The organism is Poseidonocella pacifica, assembly GCF_900111875.1.
Lineage (GTDB): Bacteria > Pseudomonadota > Alphaproteobacteria > Rhodobacterales > Rhodobacteraceae > Poseidonocella > Poseidonocella pacifica.
This window is the reverse complement of the sequence record NZ_FOJU01000001.1, coordinates 492969-509247: the sequence shown is the minus strand read 5'-3', so window position 1 is coordinate 509247 and position 16279 is coordinate 492969. Positions and strand designations below refer to the sequence as shown.

20 protein-coding genes and 1 tRNA gene are annotated in these 16279 nt (G+C 61.8%); 8 read left to right on the top strand and 13 right to left on the bottom strand.

What is annotated here, in order from left to right; genetic code table 11:
• The first annotated feature begins 41 nt into the window (after positions 1 to 41).
• From BM234_RS02425 to BM234_RS02400, 6 genes are all read left to right on the top strand, one after another.
• Positions 42 to 995: an ABC transporter permease gene (locus BM234_RS02425; protein WP_092060261.1), complete on the top strand. Its 954-nt coding sequence runs from the start codon at positions 42 to 44 to the stop codon at positions 993 to 995.
• Between the two features lie 3 nt (positions 996 to 998).
• Complete coding sequence (locus BM234_RS02420; protein WP_092060259.1) at positions 999 to 1886, top strand: ABC transporter permease; 888 nt, start codon at positions 999 to 1001, stop codon at positions 1884 to 1886.
• Positions 1873 to 2919, top strand: coding sequence for an ABC transporter ATP-binding protein (locus BM234_RS02415; protein WP_092060257.1), 1047 nt, complete (start codon positions 1873 to 1875; stop codon positions 2917 to 2919). Before BM234_RS02420 ends, BM234_RS02415 begins: the two co-directional genes overlap by 14 nt.
• A 64-nt stretch (positions 2920 to 2983) precedes the next feature.
• Entirely contained in the window at positions 2984 to 3961 is a 978-nt protein-coding gene (locus BM234_RS02410; RefSeq protein ID WP_092060255.1) for an ABC transporter ATP-binding protein, read from the top strand.
• Positions 3962 to 3964: 3 nt separating this feature from the next.
• Positions 3965 to 5143: an amidase gene (locus BM234_RS02405; protein ID WP_092060253.1), complete on the top strand. Its 1179-nt coding sequence runs from the start codon at positions 3965 to 3967 to the stop codon at positions 5141 to 5143.
• Positions 5140 to 5598, top strand: a complete 459-nt coding sequence (locus tag BM234_RS02400) for a RidA family protein (RefSeq protein ID WP_092060251.1) — start codon at positions 5140 to 5142, stop codon at positions 5596 to 5598. The genes BM234_RS02405 and BM234_RS02400 overlap by 4 nt, the downstream gene beginning before the upstream one ends.
• A 146-nt stretch (positions 5599 to 5744) precedes the next feature.
• Here BM234_RS02400 and BM234_RS02395 read toward each other — a convergent pair whose 3' ends face one another.
• The 4 genes from BM234_RS02395 to BM234_RS02380 all read right to left on the bottom strand — a co-directional run bounded on the left by BM234_RS02395 (position 5745) and on the right by BM234_RS02380 (position 8864).
• Positions 5745 to 6482 (bottom strand): hydratase, encoded by a 738-nt coding sequence (locus BM234_RS02395; protein ID WP_245752451.1) that lies wholly within the window; start codon positions 6480 to 6482, stop codon positions 5745 to 5747.
• A gap of 321 nt (positions 6483 to 6803) precedes the next feature.
• Positions 6804 to 6889: transfer RNA gene (locus tag BM234_RS02390), tRNA-Leu, on the bottom strand.
• A 44-nt stretch (positions 6890 to 6933) separates the two neighbouring features.
• A complete protein-coding gene (locus BM234_RS02385; RefSeq protein ID WP_092060249.1) occupies positions 6934 to 8286 on the bottom strand; it encodes a TRAP transporter large permease in 1353 nt (450 codons plus the stop codon).
• A complete protein-coding gene (locus tag BM234_RS02380) occupies positions 8283 to 8864 on the bottom strand; it encodes a TRAP transporter small permease (RefSeq protein WP_092060247.1) in 582 nt (193 codons plus the stop codon). The genes BM234_RS02385 and BM234_RS02380 overlap by 4 nt, the downstream gene beginning before the upstream one ends.
• A gap of 120 nt (positions 8865 to 8984) precedes the next feature.
• Between BM234_RS02380 and BM234_RS02375 the strand changes: the two genes are divergently transcribed.
• Positions 8985 to 9563 carry a YqaA family protein gene (locus tag BM234_RS02375; RefSeq protein ID WP_092060245.1) on the top strand — a complete coding sequence of 193 codons (579 nt, stop codon included), beginning with the start codon at positions 8985 to 8987 and terminating at the stop codon, positions 9561 to 9563.
• Positions 9560 to 10021, top strand: a complete 462-nt coding sequence (locus BM234_RS02370; protein ID WP_092060243.1) for a disulfide bond formation protein B — start codon at positions 9560 to 9562, stop codon at positions 10019 to 10021. Before BM234_RS02375 ends, BM234_RS02370 begins: the two co-directional genes overlap by 4 nt.
• On the opposite strand, the gene BM234_RS02365 is transcribed toward BM234_RS02370, so the two are convergent.
• The 9 genes from BM234_RS02365 to yajC form a co-directional block, all read right to left on the bottom strand.
• A complete protein-coding gene (locus BM234_RS02365) occupies positions 10018 to 10533 on the bottom strand; it encodes a DsbE family thiol:disulfide interchange protein (protein ID WP_092061311.1) in 516 nt (171 codons plus the stop codon). The two genes, BM234_RS02370 and BM234_RS02365, sit on opposite strands and share 4 nt — an antisense overlap.
• A 7-nt stretch (positions 10534 to 10540) precedes the next feature.
• Positions 10541 to 10705: a heme exporter protein CcmD gene (ccmD, locus tag BM234_RS02360; RefSeq protein ID WP_092060241.1), complete on the bottom strand. Its 165-nt coding sequence runs from the start codon at positions 10703 to 10705 to the stop codon at positions 10541 to 10543.
• A complete protein-coding gene (locus BM234_RS02355; protein WP_175501182.1) occupies positions 10702 to 11433 on the bottom strand; it encodes a heme ABC transporter permease in 732 nt (243 codons plus the stop codon). The genes ccmD and BM234_RS02355 overlap by 4 nt, the downstream gene beginning before the upstream one ends.
• 17 nt (positions 11434 to 11450) lie before the next feature.
• Positions 11451 to 12107: a heme exporter protein CcmB gene (gene ccmB, locus BM234_RS02350; RefSeq protein WP_092060236.1), complete on the bottom strand. Its 657-nt coding sequence runs from the start codon at positions 12105 to 12107 to the stop codon at positions 11451 to 11453.
• Entirely contained in the window at positions 12104 to 12721 is a 618-nt protein-coding gene (gene ccmA / locus BM234_RS02345; protein WP_092060234.1) for a heme ABC exporter ATP-binding protein CcmA, read from the bottom strand. Before ccmA ends, ccmB begins: the two co-directional genes overlap by 4 nt.
• Before the next feature lie 10 nt (positions 12722 to 12731).
• Positions 12732 to 13085 carry an Mth938-like domain-containing protein gene (locus BM234_RS02340; protein WP_092060232.1) on the bottom strand — a complete coding sequence of 118 codons (354 nt, stop codon included), beginning with the start codon at positions 13083 to 13085 and terminating at the stop codon, positions 12732 to 12734.
• A gap of 198 nt (positions 13086 to 13283) precedes the next feature.
• The gene (secF, locus tag BM234_RS02335) at positions 13284 to 14252 is read right to left on the bottom strand and encodes a protein translocase subunit SecF (RefSeq protein WP_092060230.1); all 969 of its coding nucleotides are present in this window, start codon (positions 14250 to 14252) and stop codon (positions 13284 to 13286) included.
• Between the two features lies 1 nt (position 14253).
• Positions 14254 to 15915 (bottom strand): protein translocase subunit SecD, encoded by a 1662-nt coding sequence (gene secD / locus BM234_RS02330; RefSeq protein ID WP_092060228.1) that lies wholly within the window; start codon positions 15913 to 15915, stop codon positions 14254 to 14256.
• A gap of 22 nt (positions 15916 to 15937) precedes the next feature.
• Positions 15938 to 16225: a preprotein translocase subunit YajC gene (gene yajC / locus BM234_RS02325; RefSeq protein WP_092060226.1), complete on the bottom strand. Its 288-nt coding sequence runs from the start codon at positions 16223 to 16225 to the stop codon at positions 15938 to 15940.
• Between the last annotated feature and the right edge of the window lie 54 nt (positions 16226 to 16279).

Genomic DNA, 16279 nt, shown 5'->3' with positions numbered 1-16279 from the left:
GGCGGGGGCTTTCCCTTTTCGAACTTCGGAAAGCTCGCCCCTTGCTGACTTATCTCATTCGCCGCCTCATACTCGTTTTGCCCGTAGCCTTCGGGGTTTCGGTCATCTGTTTCCTGCTGGTCCAGATCGCTCCCGGCGACCCGCTGACCGCCATCATGCCCGTCGATGCCACCGCCGAGGAACAGGACGCCATGCGCGCGGCCTACGGCCTCGATAAGCCGTTGCCCGTCCAATACGCCTTCTGGATCGGAAACCTCGTGCAAGGCGATATGGGCAAATCGATCGCAACAGGCAGGCCCGTCGCCGGCGAGGTGTTCGGTGCGGTTCAGAACTCGCTGTTGCTCGCCCTCTCCGCAGCCGTGATCGCCTTCCCCATCGGCATTTTCCTCGGGTTTCTCGCCGGCTATTTCCGTGACACGTGGATCGACCGCGTCGTCACGGCCGTCTCCATCGCTGGTGTCTCCGTGCCGAACTATTGGCTGGGGATCGTCCTCGTCATCATATTCTCGGTGAATCTGGGTTGGTTGCCTTCCATGGGCGCGGGCCCCGGCGGATCGTCGGAATGGGAGTGGAACTGGCTGCACATGCGCCACCTTGTCCTGCCCGCCGTAACGCTTGCGGTGGTTCCGATCGGTATCGTCGCGCGAACCGTTCGCGCTCTGGCGGGGGAGATTCTCACACAGGATTTCGTACAGGCGCTCTATGCCAAGGGGATGAGCCGCGCCGACGTGCTGCGCCATGTGGCCCGCAACGCCGCTGCCACGGCCTTGTCGGTGATGGGGCTTCAATTGGGCTACCTGCTGGGCGGGTCGATCCTGATCGAAACTGTGTTCAACTGGCCCGGCTCCGGCTTTCTGCTTTCGAACGCGATCTTCCAGCGCGATCTGCCGTTGCTGCAAGGCACCATTCTCGTGCTCGCGCTGTTTTTCGTCGCGATGAACCTGATCGTCGATGTGGCCCAAGCCGCCATCGACCCCCGCGTCCAGAGGACCTGATCCATGGCCCTTTCCGAAACCCTTCCCGCAGAACCCGAACCCATCGCCATCCCGCAAGGGTATTGGTCAGGCGTGGGCGCACGGTTGGTGCGCGATCCTCTCACCGTGATCTGTGCGTCGGTAATCCTTGCCTTGATCCTCGGGGCGATTTTCGCACCATGGCTCGGCCTTGCCGATCCTTACAAGGGATCGATGATTGCCCGGCTCAAGCCGTTGGGCACCGAAGGGCACATCCTTGGCACTGATGAGCAGGGTCGCGACATGCTCGCACGCCTGATCTATGGCGGCCGCCTGACGCTCTTCATCGGGCTGATGCCGGTGGTTCTCGCCTTTTTCATCGGCTCCACGCTCGGCATCTTGGCGGGCTATGTCGGGGGCATCACCAACACGATCATCATGAGAACCGTGGATGTCTTCTTTGCCTTCCCCTCGGTGCTGCTTGCGATCGCCATCTCCGGTGCCTTGGGCGCGGGCATCGTGAATTCGCTCGTTTCACTCACGATCGTCTTTATCCCGCCGCTCACCCGCGTGGCCGAGGCCGTGACCTCGGGCGTTCGTTCGCTCGACTATATCGATGCTGCTCGCGCCACGGGGGCCAGTGCGCTGACCGTGATCCGTGTTCACGTCATCGGCAATGTGCTTTCGCCGATCTTCGTCTATGCCACCTCCCTCACGAGCGTGTGCATGATCCTCGCGGCGGGGCTTAGCTTTCTCGGCATCGGAGTACGACCGCCGGAACCGGAATGGGGCCTGATGCTCAACACCCTTCGCTCTGCCATTTACGTCAACCCGTGGCTGTCTGCCCTGCCGGGGGTGATGATCTTCGTCACCTCCCTGTGCCTGAACCTGCTGTCCGACGGTCTGAGGAGTGCAATGAATGTCCGCGACTGACTACGCACCGAAACCCGACACGGGCGGTCCCGCCCAACCGCTTCTCATCGTGAAGGATCTCCAGAAACACTTCCCCGTGCGCGGCGGCCTGTTTGGTCGCACGCAAGCAAAGGTGCAGGCCGTCGATGGCGTCTCCTTTGAGGTGAAGAAGGGGGAGACCCTCGGCATCGTTGGAGAGAGCGGATGCGGCAAGTCAACGACCGCAAAGCTGCTCATTGGCCTGACAGAAAAAGACCGGGGCGAGATCATCTTTGACGGGCTTTCGCTGGGACAGCGCCTCCCGCTCAAGGATCTTCGCAAGGGCGTGCAAATGGTGTTTCAGGACAGCTATGCCACACTCAATCCGCGCCTGACGATCCTCGATTCAGTGGCGTTCGGCACAAAGGTACAGGGGTTGAAAGATCCCAACGGCCTTGCCCGGAAAATGATGGATCGCGTGGGGCTCAACCCCAATCGGTTCGCCCATAGATACCCTCACGAGCTTTCTGGCGGGCAACGGCAACGCGTCAACATCGCCAGAGCGCTCGCCATGTCGCCGCGCCTTGTGGTGCTGGATGAAGCCGTCTCTGCGCTCGACAAGTCCGTAGAAGCGCAGGTGCTCAACCTCCTGAACGATCTGAGGGCCGAGTTCGGCCTGACGTACATCTTTATCTCGCACGATCTCAACGTCGTCCGCTATATCTCCGACCGCATTCTCGTGATGTACCTCGGAGAGGTCGTGGAGGTGGCTCCGGTGGACTCGATCTGGAAAAGCCAGGCCCACCCCTATACGCGCTCGCTCTTCTCCGCGATGCCATCCATGGATCCGGACAACCGTACGCAGGAACCGCCGCTGGCGGGCGATCCTCCGAACCCGATCAATCCGCCCTCGGGGTGCCGGTTTCACACCCGCTGCCGCTTTGCCTCCGACGTCTGCAAGTCCGATGCGCCTCGGCTTGATGGCCTTGCACAGAACGCCGCCCACATGGTCGTTTGCCACCTGTACGATGCCGCGTCGGGCCATCCCCGCGCCGGGCAGGGAATACCCGCATGATCCGCTCTCGCCAAAACACACCGCGCACCAACGCCCCGACCGCGCCCGAACTGGAGGACGGACAATGACCAACCTGCTCGACATCCAGAACCTCACCATCCGCTTCAAGGGCAAGCGAACGGTCCACGCGATCAACGACGTCTCGCTCTCCATGAAACAGGGAGAGACGCTCGCCCTTCTCGGAGAGTCCGGCTCTGGCAAGTCGGTGACGCTCAAGGCACTCCTTGGCCTGCTCCCCCCAAAACGCACAGACATCGCCGGCTCGATCCACGTCAACGGCACCGATGTGCTGTCCCTGTCCGGCAAAGCGCTGCAACGCTACCGGGGCGGCGAAGTCTCCATGGTGTTTCAGGAACCTGCGCTGGCACTCGATCCGGTCTACACCGTGGGCCACCAGATTGCCGAGACCGTCATGCGGCACAAGGGACTGTCCAAAGAGGACGCGCTGTCGACCGCGCTCGATATGCTGGACCGGGTGCGCATCCCATCGGCCAACCGCCGGTTGAACAACTATCCGCACGAGCTTTCAGGCGGCATGCGGCAACGCGTGATGATCGCCCTTGCGCTTGCGTGCCGGCCCAAGCTCCTGCTCGCCGATGAGCCAACCACCGCGCTCGACGCCACGGTGCAGATCCAGATCCTTCTGCTCCTGCGCGAGTTGCAGAAGGAGTTTGGCATGGGCGTGATTTTCGTCACCCATGACATCGGCGTTGCGGTGGAAATCTCCGAGCGTGTTGCCGTGATGTACGCGGGCCAGATCGTCGAAGAAGGCACAACGCGGGAGATCATCCGCGACGGACGTCACCCATATACGCGCGGCTTGCTTGCCGCCAACCTGCATGATGTGGCGCGCGGCGAACGGCTCAACGCCATCGCCGGCAGCCCCCCGGCGCTGGAGGCAAAGCCCGATGCCTGTTCTTTCGCGCCGCGTTGTCCGCGCGCTCTATCCGCTTGCCGCGAGGCACTCCCGCCGATGATCACCCCGTCCGAGCGTCGCCGGGTGGGATGTCTGCGCGCCGATGAAACCTTGGCTGCCGAGTAGACGATGGACCTTCCGAACGATCCCTATCACTGCCTCATGCCCTACCCGCCTGTTGCCGTGCCGAACGGTTCCGGTCCGCTCGACGGGCTAACGCTTGGCGTAAAGGACATCTACGACGTGGCGGGATACCGCACGGGAAATGGCAATCCGCTGGCTCTGGCGATGTCTGAGGTCAAGACCGCGACATGTCCTGCCGCGCAGATGCTTCTGGACGCTGGCGCACGCTTCATCGCGAAGACCCACACCGACGAACTCGCTTGGTCGATGTACGGTATGAACGAACACATGGGCTATGTGCAGAACCCTGCCGCGCCGGGCCGCATCACCGGCGGATCCTCCTCCGGGTCGGCTGCGGCGGTCGCGGGTGGGCTGGTGGACATTGCGATCGGGTCCGACACTGGCGGTTCGGTACGCGCGCCTGCCAGCTTCTGCGGCATCTGGGGCCTGCGCCCCACGCATGGGCGTATTCCACTGGATGGCGTCATGCCTCTGGCGCCCAGCTATGACACCTGCGGGCTGTTTGCGCGTGACGGGGAAACGCTTCTCCGCGCCCATGGCGCGCTGCAGACAGATGACGCACCGTTGCCCGAGGCGCCTCGGTTGCTCTGGCCGGTTGAGATGATGGACCAGCTTGGCCCGGACCAACGCGCACAATGCGAGGAGGGCTTTGCCGGGGTCGAGACAACCAACCTGACGGGCCTATACCCCGAGGGCGTCGAGACGATCTATCAGATGTTCCTGACCACAGTGGGCGCGGATGCGAAGGACCATATCCTGCCCTTCATCCGCCAATCCGGCATGCCCCTTGTACGCGGCATCCGCGAACGTGCATCCGCGGCCGAGGCCTTGAGCGAAGCTGAAATCGCCCCCGCCCGCCGCGACCGCGCCGCCTATGCCGCGCACGTGCAGCGCCTACTCGGAGAAGCGGGCGTGATCCTCGCCCCCGTTTGCCATGATGCGCCCTTCCGACATGATGCGCCGCTGGAAGTCTTTGACACCTATCGCCATCACTCGCAAAAATTGCTGTGCATCGCCGGGCTTGCGGGCTTGCCGCAGGTGGTCTTTCCCGCGGGCCAAGTAGACGGTGCGCCATTTGGCCTTTCGCTCATCGGACCACGTGGGTCCGACCTGTCCCTGATCCGCTTGGCAGTCCAAATGACCAAAACCGAGGACCCCGAATGACGATTGAGGCGAAACTCTCCGAGATGGGCCTTGCCCTGCCCCCCTCCGCCCCGTCGCGTGCCCTATTCCTGCCCGGCAAAATCAGCGGCAACCTGCTGTTCCTCTCCGGTCAGATTTGCGAATGGGAAGGCGTGCCGAAGTACTTCGGCCCGATCTCCAAAGGCTTCGACGTGACCATCGGGCAGGACGCCGCGCGCATGTGCGTCCTCAACCTGCTGTTCTGCGCGCAGCAAGTAGCGGGATCTCTTGACCGCATCGCGGGTGTGATCAAGGTCAACGGCTATGTCGCGGCCGATCCGGATTATGGTGAGGGACCATTTATCCTCAACGGCGCATCGCAGTTGTTCATCGACCTGTTCGGAGATGCGGGGCGCCATGCCCGGACGGCGGTGAACGTAAGCTCCCTGCCTGCGAATTCGTTGGTGGAGGTCGAAGCTGTTCTCGAACTGCGCTGACGCTTCGGCCCGGCGATCAAACCGCATTTACCCGGCTCGCGCCCTTTCGAGAAGTCGAGGGTGTTGGCACGAATCTCTAACGGTACAAACCGCCCTGTTGTCAGGCACCAAGACGACAGGATTCCCGATGAGTATCGATTTCGACCTCAAGCCTGTACGAGGCGGCAAGAGATGGGCGCAAACCCGACGATCATCCCATCCACCTGCGTTCCCGGCGGAAACTCCGTGAGACCGGAGACTGACCCGGTTATGACAGTTTGCCCAACCTTGATACCGCCGCAATGATTTCCGAGATGGTCCAGCAATGTCCACAGATTGCTCAACGCAGAGCCGCCCGGCACAATGACCTCGCCATCGACGACCGTCGTGTCACCACATCGCAGACGCGCGTTCAGCCGACCAAAGTCGCTGCCATCCCAGTCGGCCAATGCGGGCCCAAGTACGACGCCGTCATTGAGCTGCATATCTGCCAACTTCACCGCAGGGTCGAGCGCATCCCCATCAAATCGCTGGTCGCAAAGCTCCAAAACGATCCGAGGGAGGAGGAAATCCTGCGGCGCGTGGCGCATCGCCGGTTCCGGCGCTCGCAATATCTCAAAGCCGACCTCCAACTCGATGCCTAGCATCTCTCGCACCGGAACATCCGAGCCACTGGGGAATGTCCGCGCGGAGGGGATCGGGGCCATGGCGGGTTGGCCCGGCCGAAATGCCCCCACCTTGAAACCGCTCAGCGGCCCGAGCAAAGGCAGCACACGTCGCTGGATGGCCAAGGCCTCGTCGTAGTCGGGCGCGGCGAGGGAACTTGCATCACCACGCACGTCGGTTGCCCGCGCATCGGCCAAGAGGTTTGCGAACCGTTTCACAATTGGGGATTCGATGATCACTTCAGCCGTCTCCGGGATACCGAGCCTGCCGACAATAGACATCGCGACGTGGAGCCACGTCCACGCCTCAAACCTGCAGATGTAAGCTCGGCGTGCCTTTCTGCATGATCTGATAGCAACCAGTCGAGTGTAGCCGCATCAGGGTACGGCAATTGAATGCGATTCGGGATATCGGCGAGGAAGGTCGCATGACCATGATAGGGGCAAAGCCCAGGTAGGATGACCACGAGAGTATAGGGTGCCCCCTGCAAGGCGGTCCAGACAACGAAAAACCGCCGATCGTGCGACCGGCGGTTTTCACGCAAAAGCTGTGCTTTGCTATGGTACCCAAGGCCGGACTCGAACCGGCACGTCCGTTAGGACGGGGGATTTTGAATCCCCTGCGTCTACCATTCCGCCACTTGGGCTCGCTCCCCGATTTAGCGAAGCAAAACGGGGGCGTAAAGAGCAATCAGAAGAGAAATCTCACCAACCAGAGCGTGATCCCGGGGAAGCCGACCAGCAGACCTACCCGCAGCAGATCCGACATGACGAACGGCGCCACGCCGCGATAGGTCGCGGTCATGGGAATATCGGGAGCGACCCGGTTGATGATGAAAAGGTTCATCCCCACCGGGGGCGTAATAAGGCCCACCTCCACCACGATCAGCGCGAGGATGCCAAACCATATGGCAGTCTCTTCGGGTGACAGGCCAAAATCAAGCACGGCAATCACCGGCAGAAAGATGGGAATCGTCAGCAAGATCATGCTGAGACTGTCCATCAGGCATCCGAAGATCAGGTAGCACAGCAACATGATCGCCAGCACGGTCAACGGGGCATACCCCTGCGAAAGCACCCAGTCGGCCAATTGGTCGGGCGCACGGGTCAGGGCAAGAAAGCCCTTCAGAACCTCCGCCCCAAGCAAAATGAGATAGATCATCGCGCTGGTCTTCGCCGTCTCCAGCACGGCCTCGAAGAAAACGGTCAAGCCAAGTTGCCGCGTGGCGATGCCATAAAGGCCGGTCGCGACCGTACCAAAGGCCGCCGCCTCGCCCGGCGTAAAGAGCGCCTGCGGTCCGGGTTTGGCCCAGTTCCAGTCTCCGACAATCCCGCCGATCGTCAGCCCAAAGATGACGAACACCGGCCACGTGGCCCAAAGCGTCCGCCAGCGTGCCGCCCAAGGAACTCGCGCATCAATCGACCCCGCACCGGGCCGCAAACGGACATAGACTGCGACGGTCAGAATGTAACCGATGGCTGCCAGGACGCCGGGTATGATCGCGGCCATGAACATCTTGACGATATTCTGTTCGGCCATGATCGCGTAGATCACGAGGATGATTGACGGCGGGATAAGGATGCCAAGCGTGCCGCCCGCAGCCAGTACGCCGGTGCTCAGGGCATCAGAATAGCCTCGCGAGCGCATCTCAGGCAGTGCGACCTGCCCCATCGTCGAAGCGGTGGCGAGCGAAGAGCCGCAAATCGCGCCAAATCCCGCGCAGGCCCCGACGCTTGCCATGGCAATGCCACCGCGCCGGTGCCCGAACCAATCGGAAGCGGCCCGAAAGAGCGCGGCGGACATGCCCGTTCGCGTTGCAAACTGGCCCATCAGCAGGAACAGAGGAACAATGGCAAGCCCGGGATTGGCAAACGTCTCATAGGTCAACGTTTTCATCTGGGCGAGCGGCGCGTTGGGTGATCCAAGGACGTGCCAAGTGCCGAAGAACCCGGTCAGCCCCATCGCCAGCGCAATCGGCACCCGCAGAAATACCGCACCAATCATCGCCGCAAAGGCGATGAGCGCAAGGACGAGACCACTCATGCTGCTTTTTCCTCTCCCGCAATCACCCAGTTGAGGCTGCGCCAACAGGTATACAGGCTGACCATCAGGAAAAGCGCCGAACCACAAAGCGCCGCGAGATAGGGAATCCAGACAGGGATCTGCAACTCATAGGTCGTTTCCGCGAAGAACGGCTTGTACCCCATGCCGAGCGCGCCGCGAAACGCGTCGCTGCCGTGAGGATATTTCTCCGCAAAGCCGAACCAGAGTTGTCGCAGGATGACTGCGCTGGACACCGTGATGAGCACATCCCCCAAAAACCCGAAGCCCGCATGGATCCGCGATGGCAGACGACCGGTGAAGATATCCACTGTGACGTGGCCGCGTCGAAGCTGACACCACGGCATGAAACCGAAAACGGCAATCGCCGTTCCTATGGCCGCAAGCTCGTAATCCCCGGTGACCGGTCCAAGGCCCAGCCCGTCAAGTCCGCGCCCGACAATCGACACCACGGTCATGAGACTGATCGCCGCGAGGATGCACCCCCCGCCCCAAGCCATCGCCTGTGCCAGAAAATCGATCCACCGACCGACCCGTAACTCCAGATTTGGTGCCAACATTGCACAAACTCCGTTCTCTTGGTCGTTTGGAACGCGTGATGGCGAATTGCAAGCAAGGGGAGGTATTTCGATACAGGAAATTTGCGTCTAAGAAGGCCAAGAAGAATCCAAGAGGTGCCCGTGCTGCGATCCCTATATGACTGGACCCTGCGCATGGCGCATCACCGCAACGCGCTCTGGGTGCTGGCCGCAGTCGCCTTCATCGAAAGTTCCGTCTTCCCAATTCCTCCTGACGTCTTGATGATCCCGATGATCATCGCAAGGCCGTCCCGTGCGTGGCTCATCGCTCTGGTGGCTCTGACGGCCTCCGTTTTGGGCGGGCTGCTCGGCTATATGATCGGGGCTTTCTTCTACGAACAGATCGGTGCTCCGATACTGGAGGCGCTCGGCAAGGGGGATGCGATGGCGCATTTCAACACGCGGTTCAACGACTTCGGCTTCTGGGCGGTGCTCATCGCTGGGGTCACGCCCTTCCCCTACAAGGTCATCACGATCATGTCGGGCTGGACGGGAATGCCGCTCCTGACGTTCATGGCGACCTCGCTGCTTGCGCGGGGCCTTCGGTTCTTCATCGTGGCGGCGCTCTTGTGGAAATTCGGCGCCCCGATCCGCGATTTCATCGAAAAGCGGCTTGGCCTGATGTTCACCCTCTTCGTGGTCATTCTATTGGGCGGCTTTTATGCCGCGAAATTCCTATGAACCGACGCCTTCTCGTCATCCTAGCCGCTGGTGGCTCGGCCGCCCTTCTGCTCGGCGCATTCGCGTTCCAGCATCTCGGGGGGCTTGCTCCTTGCAAGATGTGCCTTTGGCAACGTTGGCCGCATGCCGCAGCGATCCTCATAGGGGCGGTCGCCGTCGTCGTTCCCGGTGCGGCGCTGCCTCTCCTCGGGGCGCTGGCTGCCGCGGCTACGGCGGCCATCGGGATCTATCATGCCGGGGTGGAGTGGGATTTTTGGGAAGGGCCCACATCCTGCACCGCCACCAATAACATCGGCGGCCTCTCTCCCACAGAGTTGCTCGCTCAGATTCAGAATGCGCCGATCGTACGCTGCGACGATATCGCGTGGTCCCTCGCGGGGCTGAGCATGGCCGGGTGGAACGCGGTGCTGAGCCTCGTTCTGGTCGGGATCTGGATCACGGCGGCGCGGCGCGCCTAGTTTCGGGCAGCTTCTATCGCGGGCAGTATCGTGGAGGTCATGACACGGTCGGTTATCGGCCCTGCGAAACGGGACAGGATCACCCCATCGCCGTCGATCACGTAAGTTTCCGGCACGCCATAAACGCCCCATTCAAGCGCCATGCGCCCGTCGGCGTCCGCCCCGATGGCGGCATAGGGATCGCCGAGTTCCGCCAGAAACCCGAGCGCATTCTCGGGTTTGTCCTTGTAGTTGACCCCATAGACCGGGATGCCCATTGCAGAGAGTTCGGCAAGATTGGGGTGCTCGACCCGGCACGGGGCGCACCAACTCGCCCAGTAATTCACCAGCTTGACCTCACCGTCGCGCAGCGCTGCATCGTCAAAGAGTGGCTTGTCACCAAGTGGTGTGATCTGAACCACAGGGGCCGGGCCGCCCGCCCGTGTCGACGGGAGGCCGTCGGGATCCTCCCGCATCATGCCGACGAAAAACATCGTGGCCAATCCCGCGAATGCCAGCGGTGGGATCAACATCATCGGCCTAAGCGCCATGATCATGGTCCTTTCGTGCCTCGATCTCCCGGAGGGACGCGAGGGCGCGTCGGGATTGCCATAGACTCAAAGCCACGAGCCCAAAGATTAGCGCAAGGCTGACCCCATAGGCCGAAAGCACGGCATCCGCGTATTTCCCAAGATCCGGCATCATGCCATCCGCTCCCGTGCAAGAAGGGCGCGGGTCCGCCGCGCGCGGATTTCTGTCCGGGTGCGCAGCAGGACGAGGGCGAGAAACAGCAAGACAAAGCCCGCAATGCATACGAGCAGAGGCAGGTAAAAGACGTCGGCCACGTTCTCTTCCTTGTCGAGGCTGAGAGAGGCGCCCTGATGAAGCCCCTGATTCCAGAAGTTGACCGCATAGCGCGAGAGCACCGCAAAGACCGAACCCACAAGGCAAAGCACCGAAGTCAGGTCAGCCGCGGTATCGTCATTCTCGATCGCGGACCACAGGGCGATATAGCCCAGATAAAATAGAAACAGGATAAGAAACGACGTCAGCCTGGGATCCCACGCCCACCACGTGCCCCACATCGGCTGGCCCCAGATCGCGCCGGTCAATAGCGCGATGACGGTCATGACCGCACCGATGGGGGCAGCCGCCTTGGCCGCGAGCGCAGAGACGTGGTGCCGCCGGACGATCCAGATCAGTGACGCCACCAGCATCATGAACCACGCGTTGATCGCCATGAGAGCCGCCGGAACATGCAGATAAATGATCTTTACCGTGGAGCCTTGTCGATAGTCGTCGGGCGTGAAGAAAAAACCCCAAAAGAGTCCCACAACAAGGCACGCACCAGCCCCATAGGAGACCCAAGGCAGGAGTGCGCCGGACGTCCCCATGAACTTTCTCGGATTTGCATATTCCCAGAGCGATGCCATGATCTCTCCCGTTTGGTTCAGCGCAGGTTGATACGCAATACAGCGGCGGAGGCAAATGGCAAAAGCGCGATAGTGCCGCAGGTAATTCCCGCAAGCAGCAGGAGCGGCGTAATCGGGTTCAGCCCTTCAGCCCCCCTTCGCGCCACTTCTGCCCCGAAAATCAAAGTCGGAACATAGAGCGGAAGCACCAGCAGGCTGAGCAAAAGCCCGCCCCGCTTGATCCCGACGGTCAGCGCCGCGCCGAAGGCCCCGATCACGCTCAGGGCGGGTGTTCCGGCAAGAAGGGATACCATGAGCCACAGGTAGCCACCTTGAGGAAGGGAGAGCAGCAGGCCAAGCGCGGGGGCCGCGGCCACCAGCGGCAAAGCGGAGGTCAACCAATGCGCCAGCGCCTTGATCGCCGCGATTCCCTCAAGCGGCAGCGGCGACGTAGCCAACAGATCGAGCGAGCCATCCTCCCATTCCAGCGCGAAGATCCTGTCGAGCGACAGAAGGCATGCGAGCAGCGCCCCCAGCCACAAGATGCCGGGTGCAATCCGGGCGAGCAACTCGCTCTGCGGGCCGACACCAAACGGAACGAGGACCGTCACAATCAGGAAGAACGCCAGACCAAGGCCAAAGCCCCCGCCCGCACGGACCGCCAGGCGCAGGTCACGAAGGAGCAAAGCGATCACAAGAAGGCCTCTGCGAAATCGTCGGCTTCCCGCGCAGGCTTCGCGCGGAACGGTGAAAGGTCGAGCACATCCGCTTCGATCCGCAGGTCGATATGCGTGGCGATCATCGCGCAGCCCCCCTGCCCCAGATGCGTACGTACGGCCTCGGCGAACCATTCAACGGCTTGGGTATCAAGCGAAACCGTCGGCTCATCGAGCAACCAGACAGGCCGCCCGGTCACGACCATTCGTGCCAAACCAAGCCGCCGCTTTTGTCCGGCCGAAAGCGTTGCAGCGGGACGCGCCGCCAAATCGCGCAGGCGAAAAGCATCAAGCGCGGGCGCGATGTCCGCCTTGCCAAAGACCTTTGCCCAGAAGGTCAGATTCTCCGCAACGGTCAAGGTGGCCTTCAACCCATCCGCGTGGGCGCCATAGGCCATCGCTTCGGGTCCGGGATCAATTTGCCCGACGAGCGGAGGCTGCAACCCCGACAGCGTACGTAGCAGCGTCGTTTTGCCCAACCCGTTCGGCCCGCGAAGGATCAGAGCGCGCCCAGCGGGCACCTCAAACGACAGACCTTCCAGAACCGGAATGCCCCCGCGTGCGATTGCGAGATCGGAAATTGTGACCTTCATGGCCCCCCGCTCAGACCGGAAGAACGGCCAATGCCACGCGCCGCCCTTCGGAGAGCAGGACATTATAGGTGCGGCAGGCCGAAGGAGAGGCCATGACCTCAACACCGATGCCGGCATCTTCAAGCGATCTGCGAAGATCGGAAGGGATATGGGATATCTCCGCGCCTGTACCCATGAGGATGACGTCGATCGCCCCGGCAAGCGCAAGCAGCGTTTCCACATCTTCATAGCCGCCCCAGCCGGTCACGCCATCGGGCGCAATCACGGCCGCGCCGTCGACAAGCTTGCCACCGATGCGAAAAAAGCCCGGTCCATAGCCATCCACAGGCACTGCGTCGGTATACTGGATCTCGTTCAGGCGCATCGCTTTTCCGTCCCAATATGGCAAACTGCGGAGCACCGCAGTGCGCGTGCGGGCCAAGCCACCCAACGGTAGAGCGCCTCCCGCACGGGGTCAAACTCCACCTAGCAGGTATTTGGTGTGAGGAGACCTTTCAAAGCGCGATCCCGAAAGGCCTGACTATGCCTCAGTGATCCCAACAGCCTTTACCTGCCCCAAATCTCAGGCATCGACGTTTGCGAACTGATTGCCCTTGTTGGCATCCGGCTTGGACCAATCGCGCTTGATGCCAAGGCGCAGCAACATGGCGGAGGCCACGAAGATCGACGAATACGTCCCGACGATCACACCCCAGATCATCGCGAAAACGAACCCCCGGATCACGTCGCCGCCGAGCGCGAAGAGCGCGAACAGCGCAAGCAGCGTGGTCACGGAGGTCATCACCGTGCGGCTCAGCGTTTCGTTGATCGACAGGTTCAGAACTTCGCGCAGCGGCCGGTTCTTGTACTTGCGCAGGTTCTCCCGCACCCGGTCAAAGACGACAACCGTATCGTTGAGCGAGTACCCCACGATCGTGAGAAGCGCCGCGATGATGGCGAGGTCAAACCGGATCTGTAGTTCCGAAAAGACACCCATCGTCAGCACCACGTCGTGAACGAGGGCAATCACCGCGCCGAGTGCAAATTGCCACTCGAAGCGCAACCAGATGTACACCAGAACGGCGCCAATCGCCGCGACAACCGCCAGCGCGGCCGTCTGGATCAGCTCGCCAGAAACCTTGGGGCCGACAGATTCCACTGAGAGAAACTCGACATCCGGTGACACTTCTTGCAGCGCGTTCTGGATCGCGGCGATCATGGCGGGATCGGCGCTCTCCGCACCGTCTTGCGCCTGTACGCGGATCATGGCGACGTTCTTTTCCGGCCCGAAGCTGGGGTCGAACACTTCGGAAATCGACACATCCCCAAGTTCCAGCGCGTTGAGCGTATCGCGGTACGCCCCGACATCGACGGGCTGCGCACTTTCGGTGCGGATGGTCGTGCCGCCCTCGAAATCGATCCCGTAGTTCAGGCCGCGAACGAGGAAGCTCGTCAGGGCCAGCACGACGAGCACGGCGGATATCCCGAGCCACAGCTTGGAGCGGCTGAAGAAATCCCAGTTGGTCTCTTGCGGAACGAGGCGCAGGCGCATCTCAGACCTCCAGCGTTTTGGGGCGTCGGCGCTCAAACCACATGACGATAAGCACCCGGGTTACGAAAATCGCCGTGAAGACCGATGTCAGGATCCCGAGACCAAGCGTCACGGCAAAGCCGCGCACCGGACCCGAACCCATGACAAAGAGGATCACGGCGGTAATGAATGTGGTAATATTGGCGTCGAGGATTGCCGAAAGCGCCCGTTCATACCCAAGCTCGATGGCCCGCGCAGGGCCGCGCGCGGTTTTCACCTCTTCGCGGATACGCTCAAAGATCAGCACGTTCGCATCGACCGCCATACCGATGGTCAGCACGATCCCCGCAATCCCCGGCAAGGTCAACGTCGCCCCGATCAAAGACAGCAGGCCAAAGATGAGCCCCACGTTGATAAGCAGCGCAATATTGGCGAAAAGGCCGAAGAGACCATAGCTTGCTGCCATGAAGATCAGTACGCCGACGAAAGCAACCATGCTGGCGATCTTGCCCGCCTCGATACTGTCGGCCCCCAGTTCGGGGCCGATGGTGCGCTCTTCGAGGAATTCGAGCCCCGCTGGCAAGGCCCCTGCCCGCAGCAGCACGGCAAGGTGGGTCGATTCCTCGACCGCGAAATTGCCGGTTATGATGCCTGACCCGCCGGCGATGTGGCTCTGGATCACGGGGGCGGAAATGACTTCCTCATCCAGCACGATGGCAAAGGGGGAGCCGATATTTTCGGCGGTATACTCGCCGAACTTGCGCGCGCCCGACGGGTTGAACCGGAAGCTGACCGCGGGGCGGTTGTTCTGGTCAAAGGTCGGCTGTGCGTCGGTCAACTCTTCGCCCGTCACGACAGGCGCGGTTTCCAACACATAATAGGTGTCCGGATCATCAAGGCTGGGCAGGATCTCCTCGCCAATGCCAGGATTGGCATCAGGATCGGATGTGCGCGTTACAACCGGCTGAAACGTCAACTGCGCCGTGGTGCCGATGATATCCTTGAGTTCCTGTGCGGACCCAAGTCCGGGCACCTGGATCAGGATGCGGTCTGCGCCCTGACGCTGGATCGTGGGTTCGCGGGTACCGACCTCATCGATGCGGCGGCGAATGATTTCAAGGCTTTGGCGGACGGTACGCTCATCCGTGGCGAGGCGTTCCGCTTCGCTCAGCGTGACGAGAACATCCTGACCGCGCGTTGTAACCTCAATGTCGCTCGCCCCGGCACCGGTGAGCGAAACGACGGGCTGCGCCAGTCCGCGCAGGATCTCTGCGGCGCGGGCCGCGCCCCCCGGTTCGCTGACGCGGACCACAAGTGTATCTGCCTCGGAGGGCTGCAGGCGGATGGTGCCGACCTCGGAGCGCGCATCGCGCAGGGCATCGCGCACCTCGGGCCAGAACGCTTCCATGCGGGCGGCATAGACATCCTCGACCTTCACTTCGGCCAGAAGATGCGCACCGCCGCGCAGATCCAGCCCGAGATTGACGATTCCCGAGGGGAGCCAATCGGGCCACTGTCCTGCCTGCGCTTCGACCTCATCCCCGGCAGTTCCGGCGACCATGGCGGCGCGGGCATCGTTGGCCTGCTCGACCCGCCCGTAAAAGAGGTTCGGCAGCGCGAGGGCGAGGCCCACCGCGACGAGCCCCCATATCAGGACGCGTTTCCACAGATCGATCTGCAGCATGTCAGGAGGCCTCCCGGCCGGATCAGGAGTTGGCCGGCTCGGTCTTGTTCAGCACCTGTGCGACGGTGGATTGGACCACCCGCACCTTGACGCCGTCGGCGATTTCTACTTCGATTTCACCGTCTTCCTTGACTTTGCTCACCTTGCCGATGAGCCCGCCCTGGGTCACGATCTGATCGCCGCGGCGCAGGGCCGTGACCATTTTCTGGTGATCTTTCAGCTTCTTCTGCTGAGGACGGATGAGCAGGAAATACATGATCACGAAGATCAGAATGAGCGGGATGAACTGCGCGAACGCGTTGCCTTCCATGGAGGTATCCTTTTGTCGGCGCGGGTGTTGGCCCGCGGAAATTTTGCCGGAACC